The 21,438-nt window shown below is 68.9% G+C and carries 11 protein-coding genes; 2 read left to right on the top strand and 9 right to left on the bottom strand.

Annotation, left to right across the window (positions count from 1 at the left end; translation table 11 throughout):
- Positions 1–85: 85 nt before the first annotated feature.
- From MRBLWO12_RS13170 to MRBLWO12_RS13190, 5 genes are all read right to left on the bottom strand, one after another.
- The gene (locus MRBLWO12_RS13170) at positions 86–3,658 is read right to left on the bottom strand and encodes a glycoside hydrolase (protein ID WP_363556150.1); all 3,573 of its coding nucleotides are present in this window, start codon (positions 3,656–3,658) and stop codon (positions 86–88) included.
- 133 nt (positions 3,659–3,791) lie between these two features.
- Positions 3,792–4,817: a LacI family DNA-binding transcriptional regulator gene (locus MRBLWO12_RS13175; protein ID WP_363556152.1), complete on the bottom strand. Its 1,026-nt coding sequence runs from the start codon at positions 4,815–4,817 to the stop codon at positions 3,792–3,794.
- Between the two features lie 114 nt (positions 4,818–4,931).
- Positions 4,932–5,153, bottom strand: a complete 222-nt coding sequence (locus MRBLWO12_RS13180) for an LPXTG cell wall anchor domain-containing protein (RefSeq protein ID WP_363556154.1) — start codon at positions 5,151–5,153, stop codon at positions 4,932–4,934.
- Positions 5,150–6,226, bottom strand: coding sequence for a hypothetical protein (locus MRBLWO12_RS13185; protein ID WP_363556156.1), 1,077 nt, complete (start codon positions 6,224–6,226; stop codon positions 5,150–5,152). Before MRBLWO12_RS13185 ends, MRBLWO12_RS13180 begins: the two co-directional genes overlap by 4 nt.
- Before the next feature lie 25 nt (positions 6,227–6,251).
- Positions 6,252–6,878 carry a hypothetical protein gene (locus MRBLWO12_RS13190; protein ID WP_363556158.1) on the bottom strand — a complete coding sequence of 209 codons (627 nt, stop codon included), beginning with the start codon at positions 6,876–6,878 and terminating at the stop codon, positions 6,252–6,254.
- 307 nt (positions 6,879–7,185) lie between these two features.
- Here MRBLWO12_RS13190 and MRBLWO12_RS13195 point away from each other — a divergent pair, with 307 nt between their 5' ends.
- Both MRBLWO12_RS13195 and MRBLWO12_RS13200 read left to right on the top strand, forming a co-directional pair.
- Complete coding sequence (locus tag MRBLWO12_RS13195) at positions 7,186–10,206, top strand: immunoglobulin-like domain-containing protein (RefSeq protein WP_363556160.1); 3,021 nt, start codon at positions 7,186–7,188, stop codon at positions 10,204–10,206.
- A gap of 8 nt (positions 10,207–10,214) precedes the next feature.
- Positions 10,215–13,124: an immunoglobulin-like domain-containing protein gene (locus MRBLWO12_RS13200; RefSeq protein ID WP_363556162.1), complete on the top strand. Its 2,910-nt coding sequence runs from the start codon at positions 10,215–10,217 to the stop codon at positions 13,122–13,124.
- 448 nt (positions 13,125–13,572) lie between these two features.
- Here MRBLWO12_RS13200 and MRBLWO12_RS13205 read toward each other — a convergent pair whose 3' ends face one another.
- The 4 genes from MRBLWO12_RS13205 to MRBLWO12_RS13220 form a co-directional block, all read right to left on the bottom strand.
- On the bottom strand, positions 13,573–16,674 hold the full coding sequence (locus MRBLWO12_RS13205) for a carbohydrate binding domain-containing protein (RefSeq protein WP_363556164.1): 3,102 nt from the start codon (positions 16,672–16,674) through the stop codon (positions 13,573–13,575).
- A 503-nt stretch (positions 16,675–17,177) separates the two neighbouring features.
- Positions 17,178–18,434, bottom strand: a complete 1,257-nt coding sequence (locus tag MRBLWO12_RS13210) for an FAD-binding protein (RefSeq protein WP_363556166.1) — start codon at positions 18,432–18,434, stop codon at positions 17,178–17,180.
- A 52-nt stretch (positions 18,435–18,486) separates the two neighbouring features.
- Entirely contained in the window at positions 18,487–19,887 is a 1,401-nt protein-coding gene (locus tag MRBLWO12_RS13215) for a glycoside hydrolase family 5 protein (RefSeq protein WP_363556168.1), read from the bottom strand.
- Entirely contained in the window at positions 19,884–21,395 is a 1,512-nt protein-coding gene (locus MRBLWO12_RS13220) for an alpha-N-arabinofuranosidase (protein WP_363556170.1), read from the bottom strand. Before MRBLWO12_RS13220 ends, MRBLWO12_RS13215 begins: the two co-directional genes overlap by 4 nt.
- Positions 21,396–21,438 lie beyond the last annotated feature (43 nt).

Genomic DNA, 21,438 nt, shown 5'->3' on the forward strand with positions numbered 1-21,438 from the left:
GCGACGTCGATGCCCTTCTCCGCCCACCCCCAGACGCCGGAAAGGCCCCACGGACCGCGTCCGCAGGGCCTTCCCTTCCCGATGATCAGCGGCAGGAACCGGGCAGGTACGCCACCTGCACGCTCTCGGTGAGGCGGGTGCCGCCGACGGTCGCGGCCAGGTCCACCTGCACGCTGCCCGCAGGGAACGATGCGAGCCTGGTGGCCTGTGCGATCGCCGCAGGACGGGCACCGGGTTCCACGCCGACGAGCGACTTCGTGCCGTACGGAGTCGTCACGGTGATGTCGGTGACGACATCACCCGTGTTGACGACCGAGAGCACCAGCTGCGCCTTGCCGGCGACGCAGCGCACGGTGGTCGCGACGGTCGCGCTGAGCGAGGGCTCCGCCGCCTCCACGAAGGTGAGCGTGTAGGTGCGCGTCGCACCCGACGGCGCCGTGACGACGATCACGGACTCCCCCGCGGCATCCGGCTGCGAGACATCCACCGATGCCGCGCGATCGACGGCGACGGCACGCACGACGGGTCGCTCGTCCGCCGCCCACGGCACCTCGTACTCGGTGGTCTCGGACGAGAAGCCGGCCAGCCGCGTGCCGTCGAGCGACACGGCAGCGAGCGCGGCGACCGAAGAGACGCCGGGCGCCGAGGCGGAGAGCTCGACCTCGGACACGACCAGGTGAGTCGCGGAGCGTGCGTTCATCACGACGCGCACCGCATCCGCCTGCACGCCCTTCATCGGCACCTCGACGATCGGTGCCGAGCCGTCTGCCGGCACGGGCACGTCGACCGACCCGAGCGACGTCCACGAACCGGTCCCCAGACGGTACTCGACCGAGAGCGACTGGGGCCACGTGTTCGACGAGCCGTCCTTGTAGAAGAAGACCTTCGCGTTCTGCATGGTCGAGCCCGCGGCGAGCGTGTAGGTCAGCGTGTCCTGCGCGTTCTTGGTGCCGGACTTCCAGTTCGACCAGCCCTTGTCGGTCGTCACGCCGTTCTTGGTGCGGTCGACGCTGTAGCTGGAACTCTCGGTGAACGTGGCGGATGCCGTGCTCGCCGGCGCCACGTTCGCCGCGGCCGGCTCGGTGACGATCACCGACAGCGTCGCCGTCAGCGCGGTGCCGCCGGGCGCCTGCGCGCTGCCGGGAACCGTGACGACCCCCGGGCTCGCGAACGACGCCGTCGAGATGCCGCCCCAGTTCCAGGTGACGGGCGTGTCGATCCGCTGATCGGTCGCGCCGACCAGCGCGGGCACCGCGCCGGGAACGGATGCCTGCACGGTGGCGAGCGGCGCTCCTGCATAGGTCGTGACGGACACGGGCTCGGTGAAGCCGACGCTGCCGATCTCGATCGTCGCGGTCGCCTGGAAGGACGCGCCGAACAGGTCGGTGCCGGAGCCGACCACGGTGCGGGTGCCGGGCGACGACCAGTCGACGCCGGTCGTGGCCCACGAGACCGCGGCCGTGCGCTCGATGCCGCCGCGGTACACCAGCGTGACGGTGGCGGGGAGAGTGGGAGCGACGCCGGTCGCTGTCCCTGTCGCGATGTCCGTCACCGAGAGCATCTCGGTGTCGGCGAGGGTCCACCGCTGATTCGATCCGTCGTTCGACGTCCACAGTCCCACGCTCGCGCCATCGGCGCTGCTCTGACCGTTGACGTCGAGCACCCTCTCGTTCGAGACGCTGAGGATCGAGAAGGTCGTGCCGTCGGTCGTCGACGAGATCCACTGCAGGGCCGGGTCGGATGCCGCATCCTCAGCACTCGCGCTGACGACGGTCACCGCACCGCCGGACTCGGCGAGATAGCGGCCGTCGCCCGAGCGCAGGGCGAACCGATGACGGTCGGTGCCCTCGCCCGCGAGGCTCTGCACTGTCCAGGTCTGTGCGGTGGCGGCATCCGCGGTGGTGGCGGAGGTGCGGATGACCGCAGCCGCGCCGTTCGCGGCCAAGGCCTTGCCGCTCTGCGCGCCGAAGAGCTGGTAGCTGTGCCCGTCGCGCAGCGCGGTGGCGGAGTCCGCGACGCCCGAGACGTCCGAGACGAGGAGCGTGGTGACCGACTTCGCGGGCACCGTGATCGTCGCGGTGCGGCTCGCGGCGTCGACCGCCACGGCGGCACCCTGCACGAGCGCGTTGCTCTCGGGGTCCTCCGTCGTGGACTGCGTGGTCACGATCGGCGTCACCGTCGCACCGGCCCCCACGGAGCCGAAGCGCGAGAGGTCGATCGTGATCCGGCGCTCTGTGGGCTCGGAGTTCACGTGTACGAGGGTGAGACCGTCGCCATCCGCGTCGACCGCCGCGGTGGTCTGCGTGTTGTCGGTCGGGATCAGCGCGGCACCGGGCTGGATGTAGTGCGTGAAGTTGCGCACGGTGTTGTACTTCGCGTTGGTCTGCACCTGGCAGCTCGGATCGGCCTCGCCGTCGGCGATGCGCCGCTCCGAGTCGCCATCCGCGTTGCAGTCGAAGTCGACGAACACGGAACCCCAGTTCTTGTTCTCGACCTTCTCCATGTTGTACGTGTCCTCGACCGGCTGCCAGAAGACCCAGGCGCTCGGCTCGAGCTCGCGCAGGTCGTCGACGATCCGCCCGGCCATGCCGAGGCCGTTCTCGATGTTGGTGAGGTTGTACCCGGTACCGTCCCAGTCGCCCTCGACCTCGCTCATCCACAGCGGCTTGCCGGCGCTCTTCGCGATGTCGCGCACCACGAGCCTGCCCGAGGTGCCGTAGGTGTGCACGTTGAGCTGCGCGACCTCTGACTTGGCCTCGTCACTCCAGGCGTTCCAGTTCGTCGCGAAGATTCCCGGGTTGGTCTCGTCCATGGCCGAGATGGGGACGTCGGTGGTGGTGCCGGCTTCGGCAAGCCGCGCGGCGAGGACCTTGATCATCTGGTCCTGCGCGGCCGGGCCGACATGGGCACCCTCCTGGCGGCTTGCCGACGTCGGCCAGCCGTTGCCGCCCAGCGTCGTGGACCAGTAGTTCGTGTTCGGCTCGTTGAACGGGTCGAGGCTCTCGAAGTCGATCCCGTGCTCCTGCTCGATGCGTTCGACCACCGTCACGAGATAGTCCGCGAATGCCTCCATATCGGCGGGGGCCAGCTGCTCGCTGGTCGCGTTGCCGATGCCGCCCGACACGTAGCCGCTCTGGGTGAGGAAGTAGGGCGGGGAGTTGCTGAACGCCTCCCAGTGCGTGATCTTGTCCTTGAGCGCGTCGATCCACCACCGCTGGGTCGCATCCGCCTCGAAGTCGTAGCTCGCCGGGTCGTCGCCATCCCAGGCCGCGCGGTAGTCGGCACGGTCGGCGTAGGTCGAGCTGGCCAGATCGGGGTTCCACCAGCCGTCGACCGCTCCGCCGGGGCGCAGGTAGCCGGGCACATCGGTCGCGTTGCCCCCGCCGATGTTGTATCGGGCGATGTTGAGGTTGAGTCCGTCCTCACCGAACACCTTGTCGAGGAGGTCCTGGCGGACGTCATCCGGATAGCCGCCAGTGGCATTGGCGAACCAGACCAGGCTGGTCCCCCACCCCTCGAACGGCTCGGAGGCGTAGGCCGGGTTGGGCGTGATCGTGAGCGGGACGGCGGCCGCGACGGCCGCGGGGCTCCCTGTGACGAGCATGCCGGCGGCGATGACGCCGATCCCGAACGCGGAAATGATTCTCTTCGACTTCATCGTCTGTCCTCAGAGTGTGTTGACGTCAACAGTGAGCGGTAACAATGAGCATAGGGAAAGCCCTGTGTCGACGTCAACAGTCTCGCTCGTCCGGCCGCAGCATCCGCCACCGCAGCTCAGCGGGGCAGCACCCTCAGGCGCGAGGCGCAGCGGTCGAGGAGCGGACGCGGAGCTCGGGCTGGATCAGCTCGCGCTCCTCGGTCTCCTCACCCTCGATCGCGGCGAGCAGCTCGCCGATGACGACCTCGCCCAGCAGTGCGAAGTGCTGACGCACCGTGGTGAGCGGGGGCTGATAGTGCCGCGCGTCCGGCACGTCATCGAACCCGACGACGCTCACATCCTCCGGCACGCGGATGCCGCGCTCCGCCAGACCATGCATGAGCCCGAGCGCCATCTGGTCGTTGGCGACGAAGACCGCGGTCGCCTCGCCGAGCTCGAGCTCCCGCCCGAAGGCGTATCCGGAGTCGGAGGACCAATCGCCGATGAGCGGCGGCACGACAGGCAACCCCTCCTTCTCGAGCACGGCCTGCCAGGCCTCGGTGCGCGCCTTCGCATCGAACCAGTCGGGTGGGCCCGCGATATGCAGGATCGTGCGATGCCCGAGGTCGATCAGATGACGCACCGCCGCCGTCGCCCCTGCCCGCTGGTCGACGGATGCCGTGTGCATCTGCTCGTCCGGCTCCTCCTTGACCACCAGTGTGGGGAGCGAGATCGCCTGCTGGCGCAGAAGGTCGAGTGAAGAGGCGCGCGGCGCGATCACGCACAGGGCGTCGACGCCCTGGGTCACGAGTTCGACGACACCGGCATCGACCCGACGACCGTCGGCATCGCCCACCGAGAAGCTGCTCACGGCATAGCCGTTCTGCCTGGCGGCGACCTCGATCGCCCGCAAGACGCTGCTCGGGCCGTAGAAGCCGGGGTTGTCGACGATCACGCCGATACGCATCGCCCGGTTGGTCGCGAGGGCGCGCGCGATCGAGCTGCGCGTGTAGTGCATCTCGTCGATCGCGGTCATCACCTTGTCCCTGGTGGACGCGCGGATGTTCGGGTGGCCGTTGAGCACGCGCGACACCGTCATGTGCGAGACGCCCGCGCGATCGGCGACGTCGTAGATGCTCGGCTTGCGTGACCCGCCGGCGGATGCGGAATCGGTGGTCATGGAAGCCCCCCTTCGCACGATGACCGCGAACGGTACAACGATAGTGCGCGAGGGGCGCGTTCGGCGGATGCCATCCGCCGAGATTTTCGGCGGATGGCATCCGACGGGGAGAGGTCAGCTCGCGGATCGCCTCCTGACCCGTCGCAGGACGACGATCGCCCCGATGACGAGCAGTGCGACACCGGCGGCGATCAGCAGCATCGGCAGATCCGCACCGGTGCCGGCGAGGCCATCGATGGGTGGCGGAGTGCTGAGTGGCGCGATCTCGACATGGATCTTCACGCCGCCGATGACATCGGCATCCGTATCGTCGATGAGCGCGAGGGGGAACGTCACGAGGCGACCTTCTCTCGTCCGTGGTCAGGGCGAGACAGGGCTTCTTCGCGCCCGCGTTCGACGGCCTGGGAGATCAGGTCCTCGACCCGGCGACGGGAGCGGATGCGGTTCCAGAGCAGTGCGCACGCGAGCAACGCGATCCCTGCGGCGACGAGCAGCTGCGGCCAGGGCATCGCCCACACCGTGACCTGCGTCGTCGAGGCCTCCACGGCGAGCGCCTCTCCGTCGAGCGATGCGGCGGTCGGCGCGACCGTCAGATCACCCGAGAGGAAGACGAGGGGCCAGACGCCCGTCAGCGTGAGCGTGAAAGAGCGCGTCTCGCCAGGGAGCAGCACCTGCGGACGCTGTCCTTCCGCGGGGAACGCGACCTGCTGACCGGCGATCTGCAGGGTGCCGACGGCGTCCATCCGTGCGTTCCCGGTGTTCTCCACGTCGAAGGTGACCGTGAGCTCCCCCGCCTCGAAGGGGTTCGCGTCGACCCGGAAGTCGGTCTGCACGTCGCCGACGGCGAAGGCCGGTGTGATCGCACCGGCGACGCGTGTGATGACCTTCACGCCGACGCGACTCTCGACACCGACGCCCGTCGCCCCCGAGTCGTCGGTCTTGACCGAGATGACGGATGCCGCGACTCCGGCCGCGTGATCGCCGGGCTCCGCATTCTCTGGCACGGTGATCGTGAACGGGATGACAGCCGAGCCGCCCGCTGGGATCTCGACGTCGTCGGGGATGCCGATCCAGGTACCGGCCCCCGTCGACTCCTGGTCGGAGGCGAGCATGTCGAACCTGCCCGCCTCCGTGTAGAAGCCGTCAGCGGCCGAGAGCGAGAAGACGACGTCACTCGCCCCGAGATTGCGGACGATGACGTGCTCCTCGACGCTCGCGCCGGGGTCCAACTCGCGCTCGATCGCGACGCGACCGTCCTCACCTGTCGCGTCCGCCGGAGACACCGACCACGAGACCGCGTCGGCCTGCGTGTCTTCGGCGAGCGCGCTCGAGGGGAGCGTCAGGCTTCCGAGCACCGCGAGCAGAGCGGCGGTGCTCAGCGCGATCCGGGTACGGGGGCGGGTGATCATGATGGCTCCGGCGGACGAGGGGTGCTCAGTACGAGTCTTCGAACAGCGACAGCGTCAGCGTCGAGGTGTATGAGCCGGGCGCGACGGTGACAGGAGTCTTCAGCACGAGGTTCGCCGTCGCGGTCCACTGCCCGGATGCCGCCTGCGCGTCAGCCGAGTCGAGGGCGAGTGCGAGCAGCTCCTGGCCGACCAGTCCGACGCCGTTCGCGCCGCCGTCGATCGAGGTGCCGACCGTGTCACCCTCGGCGACCTCGCCGTCGTTGGCGGTCACGATGCTCGGCGTCCAGCCGAGGTGGTCGGGCGTGATGCTCGCCTGTCCTGCAGCGCCGACGAAGTCGCTCGCCTGCCCGGTGACGTACCAGAAGACGCCGGGGTCGACATCCTCGCGGGTGTCGGTCACGGTGACGTTCGGCAGGGCGCCGGTGAACTGACGGAACGACGCGGTCGACCCGGTCTCCGTGAGGGATGTCTCGGTTCCGGCGACCGTGAGGCTCAGTGCGCCGGTCTCGGTGGACGCGATGTCGACCGTGACATCGACGTCGCCGGTTCCGTTCTCGCTCGGGTCAGCGAAGGCGGCGACGCCCACACCGGCGAGCATCAGGCCGCCGACGACTCCGGCGGCGCAGCGCGCTGCCAGGCTCTTCTTGCTCATGTTGGTCTCTCCAGTTCCTCGGCCGGCGGGTACCGTGCCGAATCGATGATCAGCCTGCTGGCTGTCGGGTTCGCTTCAGGCATCGGGCAGGAACTGCGTGGGCGCCCTTGCCCGGCGCACTCCCCCAGTAGAGTGCAGCCGTCCCCAGATTGTTAGCGGGAACATCGATACCCTACGATCCCGGTCATCCGCACGTCAAGTGGCGACGCACAGCCCGAGCTCTCGACTCTGCGGTTTTCGGACCACCCCTGTATTTCCGGCAATGTGTCCGCTAACATTCCGGAGAGCCCGCCCGAAGGGCCCCCGGATGACCGCGTCAGCGCTGGGCATCCAGTCAACGACGACAGGAGATCCCGCTGTGAGCGCATCCCGCACCTCCCCACCCCCGCGCACGCGCCGACGGCTGACGGCCGCAGGCGTCGTCGGGGCCCTCGCCGCATCGCTGTGCACGTTCGCCCCCTCCGCGGCGTTCGCCGCCGACGTGCCGACACCCAGCGCGCATTACGACATGTCCCACTCGGGCACCTCTCTGCTCGACGTCTCGGGCAACGGACGCAACGCGACCCTGACCGGCTTCACGGACGCCTCGTTCGTCGACGCGGGCGGCGACGATGTGCTGCGCTTCAAGAAGGACGGCTATGCGGCGCTCCCCCAGGGCCTCGTCACCGGTGCGGACAACGACTTCACGGTCGAGTACACCGTCGCCACGCAGACCGCCGGGAATCAGTTCGGCTGGGTGATCGGCAACGGCATCGGCGCCTGGAACACCACCGCACTCGGCAACCACGTCTTCGTGAACCCGCGCTCCGGCGAGGGCGGGTACAGCAACCAGGTGCTCTCCGGCATCCGGGTCAAGACCCCCACGGGCAACGGCGAGGTACGCCTGCCCGCGGGCGGCGGACTCAACCCCGGCTTCACGACCCTCACCATGGTCGGCAGCGGAAACACTCTGACGCTGTATCGCGACGGCGAGGTCATCTCGACGACCACCCACTCCTCCAGCCTCAGCTCCATCGTGCCGGCGAGCGGCACCCTCGGCTACCTGGGCCGCTCGCTCTACACGGGCGACGCGCTGCTCGCCGCCGACGTCACCGACGTGCGGTTCTGGGACACGTCGCTGACCGCCGACCAGGTGTCGGCGAGCATGCCGGCCTCGTCGGAGAAGTCCGCCACCACGCAGGCGCTGCTCCGCGGCGATCTGCTCCCCATCGTCCAGGGAGCCAACGCGTCCCTCGACTCGGTGCGCAGCAATCTCACCTTCCCCGCGTCCTCGAACGGCGTGGCCCTCACCTGGTCGTCGTCCGACACCTCCGTGATCTCGAACACGGGAGTCGTCTCGCGCGCGATCTCGACCGACACCACGGTGACGATCACCGCGACACCGGCCTCCGGATCGCCGATCACCTTCACCGTGACCGTCGTCGCGGCATCCGCGTCGGCAGATCTCGACGCGATCGATCTGCCCGAGCGCACCACCGAGAACCTCGCGCTGGTGACGAAGGGCGCGGTCGACGGCTCGACCATCACCTGGTCGTCCTCGGACGAGGACCTGGTCACGGCCACGGACGCCGCCTACGTCGCTCCCCTCGTCGGCGGCGCCGACGCCTACCGCGGCGGCGGCATCGTGGAGCGCCCGGCATACGGCACGGGCGACCGCGATGTCACCCTCACCGCGCACGCCACGCTGAACGGCACGACGCTCTCGCGCGAGTTCACCGTGACGGTCGCCGAGCACGCCCGCACCGCCCCGGATGCCGGCTATGCCAGCGCGTACTTCAAGTCGGACGGCGACGAGAAGATCTATCAGGCCGCGACGAGCGGCAACGACTTCTTCACGTTCTCCCCGGTGAACGACGGCAAGGCGGTGATCACGTCGACCGCCGACACCACCGGTCTGCGCGACCCGTACATCCTGCGCTCGCACGACGGCGACAAGTACTACATGATCGCCACCGATCTCTGCATCAGCTGCGGCACCGGCTGGGGTCCTGCGCAGTCGCAGGGGAGCCTCAAGGTCGAGGTCTGGGAGTCGACCGACATGGTCTCCTGGACGCGCACCAACGGCGAGAACAGCGGCATCACGATCAACCAGCCGGAGGCGGGCATGACCTGGGCGCCTGAAGCGTACTGGGACGATGACCTGGAGTCGTACGTGGTGTTCTTCGCCTCGCGGAAGTACTCCGACGCCAGCCACACGAACAGCGACAACCTGTACGCCCGGATGTTCTACGTGACCACCCGTGACTTCAAGACGTTCACCTACCCGCCCACCAGCTGGCAGGACACCGGCTACGCGCGCATCGACTCGACCGTCACGAAGATCGGCGACTACTACTACCGCTTCACCAAGAACGAGGAGTCCGGAGCCGCCGGCACCCTCGAGGCCGGCAAGGACATCTTCCTCGAGCGCTCCACCGTGCTGACCGCACCGACGACCTCGTCGAACTGGAACGCCGACCCGACGAAGACCTGGCAGCTCACCGACACGCGGATGACGACGCTCGAGACCGGCCAGGCGGGTGAGGGCCCCGAGATCATCAAGCTCAACGAGGGAGACCCGAACAACACCTCGGGTGACGGCTACGTCTTCCTCGTCGACAACTACAGCGCTGGCGGCTACCGCGCGTTCCTCACCACGGGTGCGGAGATCGCGTCGAGCAGTCAGGCCGACCGCCTCTCGCAGCGCTCGACCTGGAACGTCCGCCCCGCGGGTGGGCTCCCGGCGAGCCCGCGTCACGGGGCCTTCGTCAGCGTCCCCCAGACCGTGCTCACCGCGATGCACGACTGGACGTCGATCGCGGCGGTCTCCTCGACCACCGCGCTCGAGGTCGACGGCGGCCGCGCCACGGCAACCGTCACCGCGGCCGACGATGGCGATGTGGCGGGAACCGTCACCTTCACCGGCGGCGACTGGAGCGCGACGGTACCCCTCTCCGGCGGCACGGCGGCGGTCGACATCCCCACCGAGGTCACCGCCGTCACCGCGACGTACGACGGGTACCGCGACGGCCTGGTCGCCACGTCGGCCTCGGAAGAGGTCCCCGTCAGCACTCTGACCATCACCACCACGACGAGCCTGCGCTGCGTGCTCGGCAAGGCGCAGGTCGTGGTCAACGTGCGCAACACGGCGGCGGTCGCGGCATCCGTGAAGGTCACGACTCCCTACGGCTCGAAGACGCTGTCGCTCGCCGCGGGGGCGTCGTCCTCGGCGTCGTTCGCCACCCGCCTCGCCGCCGTTCCCGCCGGCACCATCACGGTGACGGCGACCGGCACCGAGGGGCAGACCTTCACGGGATCCGCTCCGCTCGCCGCCGGCACCTGCAACTGATCGGAGACATGACCATGACGAGTCTGCTCACCCGGAGCATCCGGAAGGTGACGGCCGTTGCCGCCGCCGCAGCGACCGTGGTGGCGATCGGAGCCGTGTCGACGCACACGGCCTCGGTCGCCGCCGAGGGGCCGACGCCCCTCATCCACTACACGTTCGATGCCGCCGCCGGCACGACGGTCGGTGACGCCAGCGGAAACGGCTACGACGCCACGATCAGGCAGAACGGCGCCAAGGTCGAGAACGGGCAGCTCTCGCTACCCGGCGGCGGCGCGTCGAGCGCAGGCTACCTCGAGATCCCGACCTCAGGACTCGTCGGCAAGAAGACGCTGACGATCTCGACCTGGCTGAGCGGACGCACCGGTCCGGCCAACACCGCGGCCGCGTTCCTCGGGGCTCCCGTCGCCTCCGGTGCGAGCTACTCGAGCGGCTACTGGCTGCTCAACCCGGCCAACCCGAGCGGGTATGTGAAGTCCGTCGTGACGAACGCCACGAACGCGGGAGCCCCGTGGGGCACCGAGGTGGGTGCCGGCGCGACGAACGCCGCGACCGCCGGGGCGCGCACACCCTCCGGGATGTCGCTGTACACGAGCGTGATCGACGGCACTGCAGGCACCCTGACGACGTACGTCAACGGCGCGCAGATCTCGTCGGTCGCGATCGCGCGCGACGTGTCGTCGTTCGGCTCGACCCTGGTGGGCTATCTCGGACGCTCGACCTACAACGACGCCGGCTGGGCGGGTGACGTCGACGACTTCGCCGTCTACGAGAGCGCGCTCAGCGCCACGCAGGTGCAGCAGATCTTCGCGGATCAGGCGCTCGAACGGGCCGTGGCCTCCGTCACTGTGCCGACGACCGCGACCGAGGCGTTCACGCTGCCGACCACGACCAGTGGCGTCGCGATCTCCTGGGCCTCCGACAGCCCCGCCGTGCAGATCACGGGCGGTGCCGCCGCTGTACAACGCCCCGCCCCCGGGTCGACGGATGCCGTGGCCACCCTCACCGCGACGTTCACGGTCGGCGGAGCGCTGACCACCCGGACGTTCACGGTGACCGTGCCCGCCGCGCTCTCCGACCAGGCCAAGGCCGATGCCGATCTGGCTGCCGTGACAGTGGCCGATTCCGACGACCTCAGGGCGTCGTTCTCGGTTCCCACGACCGGCGCGAACGGGTCGACTCTGACCTGGACCGTCACGAGCGGTTCCGCCTCCGCTGCGCTCCGCGCTGGTGTGCGTGACGGATCGGCGACCGTGTCGATCACCCGCCCGGCCACCGGTGCGGCGTCGGCATCCGCGACGCTCTCAGTCACGGCATCCAGCGGGGAGGCCACGGCGACGCGCACGTTCGCGCTGACGGTACGGCCGCAGCCGGCGGATGACGCCGACCCGGAGGCCTACGTCTGGGCCTTCTTCACGGGTGAGGGTGCCGGCGCGGAACGCGTGAGCCTCGCGGCCTCGAAGGGCGACGACGCGCTGCGCTGGAACACACTGAACGGCGGCGAGCCGATCTTCTCCTCCACGCAGGGCACGCAGGGTCTGCGCGATCCGTTCATCATCCGCTCGCACGAGGGCGACAAGTTCTACATGCTCGCGACCGACCTGAAGATCGACGGTCTGGCCGGCGGCTTCTCGACCGCGCAGATCTCGGGATCGCAGTACATCGAGGTGTGGGAGTCCACCGACCTCGTGAACTGGTCCGCCCAGCGCCATGTGAAGGTGTCGTCGGCATACGCGGGCAACACCTGGGCGCCGGAGGCGTACTGGGACGAGGAGATCCAGCGGTACGTCGTCTTCTGGGCGTCGAACCTCTACCCGACGACGGATGCGTCCACCCGCACCGCCGTGACCTACAACCGCATGATGTACGCGACGACCGATGACTTCGTGACGTTCTCGGAGCCACAGATCTGGTCGGACGTGCGGCGCGGAACGGGCCTCGGCCTGATCGACTCGACCGTCGCCGAGGAGGACGGCGTCTACTACCGCTTCACCAAGGACGAGGCGTCGATGACGATCCGCGAGGAGAAGTCGACCGACCTGCTCGCCACGATCAGCGGTGCGCTGCCCGGCACGAGCGGCAGCGCCGACGAGTGGACCCTCGTGAAGGAGCGGATCGCCACCGGGCTGCCGAACGGCGAACCGGGCGGCACGTACTCCAGCGGCGAGGGACCGAACATCTTCGCGGCGAACCCCGGAGATGTGAACGGCCTGTCCTGGTATCTGTTCATCGATCAGCCGTCGTACCACGGCGGACCGAACCACTACATCCCGTTCGGCTCCGACGACATCACCGACGGCTCGTCGTGGCAGGCGCTGGGCTCGACCCTGCGCGCGAACCTGCCGCAGAACAGCGACGGCGGCAAGCCGCGGCACGGCACGGTGATCCCGGTGACGCGCGCCGAGTACCAGACGGTGCTGGAGGGCTTCGCGCCCGAGATCGCGGTGACCGACGTCGCCCCGATCGCCGCATCCACCCGCGCGGGCACCTCGCCCGTGCTGCCGCGAGCGACGCTGACGACGGCGAGCGGTGCCACCGCGACGGTCGATGTCGCGTGGGAGGGCGTCGACCCTGCCGACTACGCGAGCCCCGGCACCTTCACGGTGCGCGGAGTCGCACAGGACGCCTCTCGCATGCCGGTCACGGCGACGATCACCGTCACCCCCGGCATCGGACTCGATCTGTCGACGCGCTGCGTGGCGGGCAAGGTCGTGGTCACGGCGAAGGTCGCCAATGCCGGCACGGACGCCGCACGCGTCACGGTGTCGTCCGTTTACGGCACGCAGGTGGTCGACCTCGCCGGGGGCCAGACCAAGACAGTGAGCTTCAGCACGCGTGCCGCCGCCGTGGCCGCGGGCGAGGTACAGGCGACGGTCTCGGGCTCGACGGTCACGGAGGCGTTCGCCGCCAAGACCTGCTGACCCTCCTCCGGCGCCCCGCGCACCCCGCTCCCGTCGCGATAGAGCACCCGAACCCTCGGATTCGGTTGCGATACCGCGACGGGAGCGGGGTCTTTACGCGCCACGCGGGGGACGGCATCCGTCGGCGCCGATCACGTGAGGTGGTGCGGGGCCGCCGCGGTGGACGCGACGCTGGGTGGTGCGGGGCCCGCCGCGGTGGATACGACGCTGGGGCGCCTGTCACGCAGCCGCGGACATGATCCACGCGCCGGTCCCGTCGCACGTGGTGTCGGATGGCATGTCGGCGGATGGCACGTGGTGACGGATGGCACATGGTGACGGATGGGCGGGCCGCCACCTGTCGTCGTTCACGAGCACGCGAAAAGCCCGCCTCTTCCTGCTGTGGGGGCAGCAGGAAGAGGCGGGCCGTGGGAGAGGTCGGTCACCGCAGGGAGGCGGCGACCTCACCTCACTCCGTCTCGGTCTCCAGAACCGAGCGGCCTCGGCGACGCAGGATCCAGAACCCGGATCCGAGCGCCAGCAGCAGCGCACCGACCCACGCCGCCGTCAGCGACGCACTCGCGTCACCTCCGGTGTTCGCGAGGGAGCCGTCGGTACCTCCGGTTCCACCGCCGGTGGAGGGACCACCGTCGGTGCCGCCATCGGTGCTGCCACCGGTACCCGCCCGGGTGACCGTGAGCGGCAGCCGCGCGAGTTCCGTCTCACCGTCACGCAGCACGATGTGGTGCGCACCCGCCGTCGTATCGGTGGGGATCGTGACTGTCGCCTCGATCCGGCCGTCCGCGGTGGTCGCGGTCGCGAGCGCACGGTAGGTGCTCTCGATGCCGATCTCGACCTCGTCGACCGTCACGCCGGTGGCGGTCACGGTGACCTTGCCTCCCGCGGCGACGGTAGAGACGGACAGCTGCGCACTCAGCTCGGCGCCAGGGCTGTCGTCGATCGCGGTGAACGCCCAGTTGTCGACCTCGAACAGGTCGGTCTCGGCATCCGTGCCCTCGGCGCCGGCGAACACGAAGAACACATCGTGCTCTCCGGTGGCGCCGGTGACCTCGGCCTCGACCGTGGTCCACTCTCCGACCGTTCCGTCGACGGGGATCTCCGCCACGACGGGGCCGTCGACATCATCCAGGCGCACCTGGATGCTGCTTCCGGCGACCAGCGGCTTCACCTTCGCCGACACCTTCTGCGCGCCGGAGCCGAAGTCGACACCGGAGATTCCGGAGAAGTCCCCGTCATCGACGCCCGAGAGCACCATGTTGCCGGAACCGTTGTGCTCGGGGAACTCGACCGAGACGGCATCCGTCTTGGCGGTGGTGATGCCGAGCTGCCAGGCCAGGGTCTCCGCTTCGAAGGTGCGGTACGGGTCGAAGCTCTCGACCTGCTCCACGCCCGCCTTGGTTCCGACGATCGGCTTGATGGTGCCGTCCTCGTTGAACTCGAGCTTGTCGATGTGCACCGAGCGGTAGCCCTGCGTCGCACCGGGGGTTCCGAGAGCCGCCGCCCACGCCGCCCCGCGCGTCTGCGCGTGGTAGGTGAAGTAGGTCTCGCCCTTGTAGGTGAACATGTCGGAGTGGTTGTTGCCGCCGTTGCCCGCTCCGAAGAACGTGCCCTGGTTCTGGAACGCCACACCCGCGTACTCCGAGGAGCCGAGCTTCATCGGGTCATCGGTCATCATGTACGCGATCGCACCGCGCGACGGGTACAGCCCCGGCGCCTCGTTCACCTGGAAGTTCGACGAGTACGAGTAGTAGTACTTGCCGTCCCGCTTGAACATGCTCGACGCTTCGAACATGCCGGGGGCGTCGATCTCGACCGGGTCGCCGTCGAGGGTGACCATGTCATCCTTCAGCTTCACGACGCGCGTCGACTTCGGGTTCTGCGGTCCCTGCACGTTCGGCGAGGTGCCGATCTGCGAGTTGCCGCCGAAGTACAGGTAGCCCTGGCCGTCGTCGTCGATGAAGACCTCGGGGTCGAAGAGCCACATGCCTGCGGGGAAGCCGCCTTCGGCGATGTAGTCGCGAGACACCGTGTCGGGGATGATCTTCTTGCCCAGCGGGTCCTCCCACGGGCCCAGCGGCGAGCCGCCGACGACGACCGCCGTGCCGGTTCCGCTGTCGCAGAAGTAGAGGTAGACCTTGCCGTCCTTCTCGATCGCGGCCGGAGCCCAGGAGTTGCGGGCCCAGGGTGCGGCGCCGCCCTCGCGAGCCACCGGCACCGTGCCGTGGTCGACCCAGTTGACCATGTCGGTCGTGGACATCACGTTGAGCCGGGTGATGCCGCCGTAGCCGTTCGACTGCGTCGGCAGACCGTTCTCGTCCTTGCTGTTCAGGTCGTACTGCTGGGTGTCATCGGTCGAGTAGATGTAGAGACGACCGTTGTAGACCAGGTGGTGCGGGTCGGCGCCGAACTTGTGGCCGACGAGCGGGTTGTGGTCGCCGACCGGCTTGGTCTGCACCTTCTCCAGGCTCGTGAAGGCGGGGCCTTCCGGAGCATCCGCGATCTTGACGAGCGAGAGCTCGTCGACCGAGAAGTCCTGCAGGGCGTCGGAGCCCCAGGGGGTCTCGACGAACAGCCATCCCGCAGCGACGTGCTTGGCCTCGGCCGTGAACTCCTGCGAGAACGTGCCCCATTCGCCCTTCGTGAACGTGTGCCCGTAGTCGGCGCAGCCGTTGAAGTTCGTGGGGCAGAACGTGAAGTTGAACTGCTGGGTGGCGTTGCCCTCGTCGTACTTGAGCTTGCCGGTGAGGCGGTAGGAGGCGCCGAGCTCGATCTTGTCCGCGACACTCGCGAACGGACCCGACTGGGTGTTCTCGCGGCCGGTGACCTTCAGGGAGTGCGCACCGCTCGCCGCGTCATCGCTGAGAGCCAGCGTGCCGCCGCGGGTGTTGGTCCACCCGGTCAGGTCCGAGACGAAGCGGCCATCAGGCAGAAGGTTGCCCGGCACCGCCGGCGGCTCGGTGACCGCGGGCGCTCCGTCATCGGTCGTCAGCGAGACGTCGTCGATCACGAAGGACTGCACGTCGGTGTTCCAGGGCGTCTCGACGAACATGATGTCGTAGTCGGCCGTCAGCGGCGTGAACGTCTTCTCGACCGTGGCCCACTCGCCCGCTGTCGCCGTCGTGGATCCCACGACGTCGCAGCGGCTGCGCGTCGAAGTGCACAGCACCACGTTGAAGTTCTGCGTGGCGCGGCCGGCGTCGAACTTCAGCGAGAGCGAGAGATCGTAGGACTGATCGGTCTTCAACAGCCCGGTCACCGTGGCGGTGGGGCCGGACTGGAAGCTGGAACGATCGCTGATCGCGAGGGCCTTCGAGCCGGTGCGAGCATCCGTGCTCGCACTGAGCGTGCCGCCCAGGGGTGCGGTCCATCCCGACACCCCGCTCTCGAACGTGCCGTTCTGGATGATGTCCGTCGGAGCGGCGAAGGCCGCCCCCGGCACTCCCACGGCGGTCACCGACGATGCGATGAGGGCGGCCACCCCCAGCAGCGCTGCGGGGCGCGATACGGATCGGCTGCGTTGCCGATCGGCGGATCTGAGATGTGATTTCACTGGTGTTCTCCTTGCGGATCGATTCGCTCGAGGGCGCGCGGACGCGCACCGATCACGGCCTTCTCCTCGCGGGAGGAGGCCCTCGGATGGTGACCTCAGGCGAAGGTGAGGATGTGACCGAGATCTCCCGCCGCGGTGGATCGCCGCGGGACGGACTTCGGTCCCCTTGTGGGGTCGATGGGGTCAGTGCAGTGCGCCGCTGGCGCTCAGCGTGGCTGTCGGGGCTGTCCCTGCCGAGATCCGCGCGACGGCCGACGGCGTGCGGCACGGTGACCGTGTCGGCAGAGATGGATACCGGCGACGCTCTTCATGCACTCTCCTCCTTGAGATACCGGAACCTCGCGCATCGCGAGCCCGGCGGCCCGGGCGGGCCGCGTGATGATCACTGCTCCCCGTATGTTACCGGTAACAGATTTCGGAGCACAAGACCTCGGTGCGAACGGCTCGCCGATCGAGGCGCCGCAACGCGACGAAGCGCGCCGCCTCGAGCCCGTCTGCGCGGCCTACAACCCCAGCCGCTCCAGGTAGGGATTCACGAACCGGCGCTCGGGGTCGTACGCAGCGGCGAGCGCGGTGAAGTCGTGCCAGCGCGGGTACCGCGAGCGCGCCTCGGCCGGGTCGAGCGTGAACACCTTGCCCCAGTGCGGGCGTGCGGTCTCCGGCAGGGCCGCCTCGATCGTCGGGAGCAGCGCCCGGACGGCCTCCTCCTCGGGCTTCCAGGTGAAGTGGATGCCGACGGCATCCGTGCCGGACGACGAGCTGAGCCACAGGTCGTCCGCGCGGACGGTGCGGATCTCGTTGACGAGCAGCAGCGGCGCGATCTGGCCGGCCAGCATCCGCACGGACTGGATCGCCGCGACGGCATCCGCGCGCGGCACGAGGTATTCGCTCTGCAGCTCGGCACCGGCCGACGGGGTGTACTCGAGCTTGAAGTGGGTGAGGCGCTCGAACCACGGCCCCGACGCCCCGAGCTGCTCGGTGCAGGCGATGGGGTCGACGCCGAGGATGGGATGCCGCTTCGCCACCGCGGGCTCGGCGCCCAGGCGCTCGAACAGCGACTCCCGTGCGGCTTCCCGCGCCTCGGGCTGGCGCTGCTTGACCCAGATCTGGTCCACGAAGTCGGTGCGCTCCCAGGTCGAGAACAGACTCACGCTGGTGCCGATCGAGGTGACCTCGTCGAAGTCGGCGAGCACGGCATCCCAGCTCGGATGCTCGAACACGTACTGGGACACCTGGTAGGTAGGCTCCACGTCGAGCGTGACATCGAGCACGACGCCGAGCGCGCCGAGGCTCACCACCGCGCCGCCGAAGCCGTCTTCGCCGCGCGCCAGCCGGCGGATCTCGCCGGAGGCGGTGAGGATCGTGAGGGCGCGGACCGCACTCGCCAGAGAGCCGATCGCGTCACCCGAACCATGCGTGCCCGTGGCGACGGCCCCGGCGACCGAGATGTGCGGCAGCGAGGCGAGGTTCGCCAGCGCGAGCCCCTCCGCCTCCAGCAGCGGCGCGATGTCGCCGTAGCGCAGGCCGGCCGAAACGCGCACGGCATCCCGCTCGGCGTTCACCTCGAACACGACGGGCAGACGATCGAGCGCGATCAGCGTGCCGTCGGTGTCGGCGATGTCGTTGAAGCAGTGGCGCGATCCGAGCACACGCACCGGTCCGCCCTGAGCGAGCACGGCGCGCACCTCGTCGACCGAGGCGGGATGCGCGAGCGTCGCCGCTCGATACGTGAGGTTGCCCGCCCAGTTGCGTTCGTTCATGCCGAGACTCCTTCGCCGCCGCCGTGGTCCTGTCGCAGTCTATGCGCGGGTCTCACCGCGGGGTCGAGATGATCCGCTCCAGCCGTTCGCGGCGCACGCAGTTCTCGAAGGCGAAAGCATCAGCGAGCGATTCCGCTTCGTCCGCGCTCACTCCGGTGAACGCGCGTGCGTAGTCCCCCACCATGGCCTCGGCGAGCATCACGTGCCGCACGTGCCCGTGGATCCACCGTCGCGCGCCCCAGGGGAACGGCGCGAAATCGGGGAACTCGGTCTCGAACAGCCTCTCCAGCGGTTCGAGCACATCGCGCACCCCGGCGTCGGTCGATCCCCAGGAGTCGACGCCGAGCCGACTCTTCTTCTCCAAGACGGGGGCGATGCGGCGCATGTACTCCGAGTTCGGATCGGCACTGACGGCGCCTTGCAGCCCGATGTCCTTGTACGTCCACAGCGCCCAACTGGCGTCGTGGCGCGCGTAGATCTCGAGCTGGTCGTCGAGAAGCTGATAGCGCTGCTCGTCGCGCGCCGGGTCGCCCGTGTACACAGGGCCGAACTCGCCCACCCAGATCGGAGTGCCGGTCTCGCGCATGTAGGCCGTGCGCTGCAGGAACGTCTCCTCGACCCGGTCGCGGTCGATGTACTGGCCACGGCTGACGCCCGGATAGGGCCCGCCGTCCACGAACCCGGGGAGCGCATAGTCGTGTGCGGTGTAGACGCAGTTCGGCAGGGGATCCCCGAGCTGGTCGAACTGCGTCGAGTACCGGTTGCCGTCGAGGAACAGGATGTGCTCGGGGTCGACCGCGCGGATCGCCGCCTTCAGCCGCCGGTAGAAGGGTCCGATCGTCGTCCCCTCGGCATCCCCCGGCTCGTTGATCGGGTTGTACCCGGCGACCCAGGGGTTGCCGCGGTAGCGCTCCGCGATGCGCTCCCACAGATGCACGACACGATCCTGGAACTGCCGCTGCGCCCAGAAGTGCGCCCACTGGGTCGGGTTGTCGCTGTGCCAGTGCTGGTTCTGCGCCCCCGGCACGGCGTGCAGGTCGAGGATCGCGTAGATCCCGTGCCGCGCACACGCCTCGACGGCCCGGTCGAGCAGCGCGAACCCCTCTTCCTTCAGCACGAACGGCTCGGTGTCGTCCTCGAAGTGCCGGTAGTTGAAGGGGATGCGCACCGAGTTCATCCCGAGGCTGCGCACGTGCGCTGCATCGGCATCCGTGAAGAACACCGAGAGGAAGCGCGAGAAGTACCTGTCGTATGCCTCGTCGCCGAGTACCCGGCGCAGCGCCTTGCGGTGCTGGGTCTCGGTGCCCGCATAGCCGGTGATGAAGTTCTCCATGTTCATCCAGCCACCGAGCCCGAACCCGCGCAGCACCAGCGGCCCGTCACCGCCGTGGATGCGGGCGCCCTCGACCCGCAGAATCGCAGCCGCAGGGCCGCCCGCATCCTCGAGGGTCATCGCACCGTCACCGCCGTCCACGACACGGCGGGCAGCGTGATGGAGATCGTGCCGTCGGCCACCCTGGCCGAGGTGTTCTCCTGCATGCCGACGCGCTCAGGGTCGTCGATCGTGTTGCGCGCGTGGATGTCGTCGTCCTGCAGCGTCTGCGCGGAGGTCACCGACACGTCGCCGAGGCGGCTCACATCGATCTGCACCGTGACCTCCTCGGTCAGACTGCGGTTCACGAGGAACACGGCCGTGTCGCCGCTCTCCTCGTCGTGCGTGGCGACCGCATCGACGAGAGACACGTCGCCGTAGACCTCGGTCGCGTACGTTGGCGCCTCCAGCCGTACCTCCAGCGCCCGCCCGCGTGCCAGGCGCGAGGTGATGGCGAAGGGGAAGAACGTCGTCTGACGCCAGGACTTGCCGTTCGGCTCGGTCATGATCGGCGCGATCACGTTCACCAGCTGAGCGAGGCTCGCAGCCGTCACCCGATCGGCATGACGCAGCAGGGAGATCAGCAGGTTGCCGAACACGACGGCATCCACGACGGAGTACGAGTCCTCCAGCAGGCGCGGAGCGATCGGCCACTCGTTGGCGTCGGTGATCTTCTCGACGTCGTTGAACCGCGACTGGTACCAGACGTTCCATTCGTCGAAGGAGATGTTGAGCGTCTTGTCGCTCCGTCGCAGCGCCTTCACGTGGTCCGCCGTCGCCACGACCGCCTCGATGAAGCGGTCCATGTCGACAGCGGAAGCCAGGAAGCTCTCGTAGTCTCCCCCCTTGGGCTCGTAGTACGCGTGGCAGGAGATGAAGTCGACCTCGTCGTAGGTCTCCTCGAGGACGATCCGCTCCCACTCCCCGAAGGTCGGCATCGACGCGCTCGAACTGCCGCACGCGACGAGCTCGAGATCGGGATCGACCATCCGCATCGCGCGCGCCGTCTTGACCGCCAGCCGCCCGTACTCGTGTGCGGTGGAGTGGCCGACCTGCCAGGGGCCGTCCATCTCGTTGCCGAGGCACCACATCCGCACGTTGTACGGATCCTTCTTGCCGTTCGCGATGCGCTTCTCCGACCAGAACGTACCCGAGGCGACGTTCGTGTACTCGAGCACATCGAGCGCGGACTCGATCCCCCTGGTGCCGAGGTTCACCGCGTACATCAGCTCGCTGCCGATGCCCTCCGCCCATGCGGCGAACTCGTCGAGTCCGATCTCGTTGGTCTCGATCGAGTGCCACGCGAGATCCAGTCGGCGAGGACGCTCCGTTCGCGGGCCGATGCCGTCTTCCCAGCGGTAGCCGGAGATGAAGTTCCCGCCGGGATACCGGATCGTGGAGACCCCCAGCTCCTTGACCAACTCGATGACGTCGCCGCGGAATCCGTCTGCGTCGGCCGTGGGGTGGCCGGGCTCGTAGATTCCTCCGTAGACGCACCGTCCGAGGTGCTCGACGAACGACCCGAAGAGTCGTCGGTTGATGTCGCCGACCGTGAAGTGCGGGTCGATGGCGAGTCGTGCGTTGATCATTTTCACCTTTGCCTGGGGAGAGTGGAGGTCACGAGCAGTCGGG

Origin of the sequence: Microbacterium sp. LWO12-1.2 (assembly GCF_040675875.1) — a bacterium.
In the GTDB taxonomy this organism is placed as follows: Bacteria; Actinomycetota; Actinomycetes; order Actinomycetales; family Microbacteriaceae; genus Microbacterium.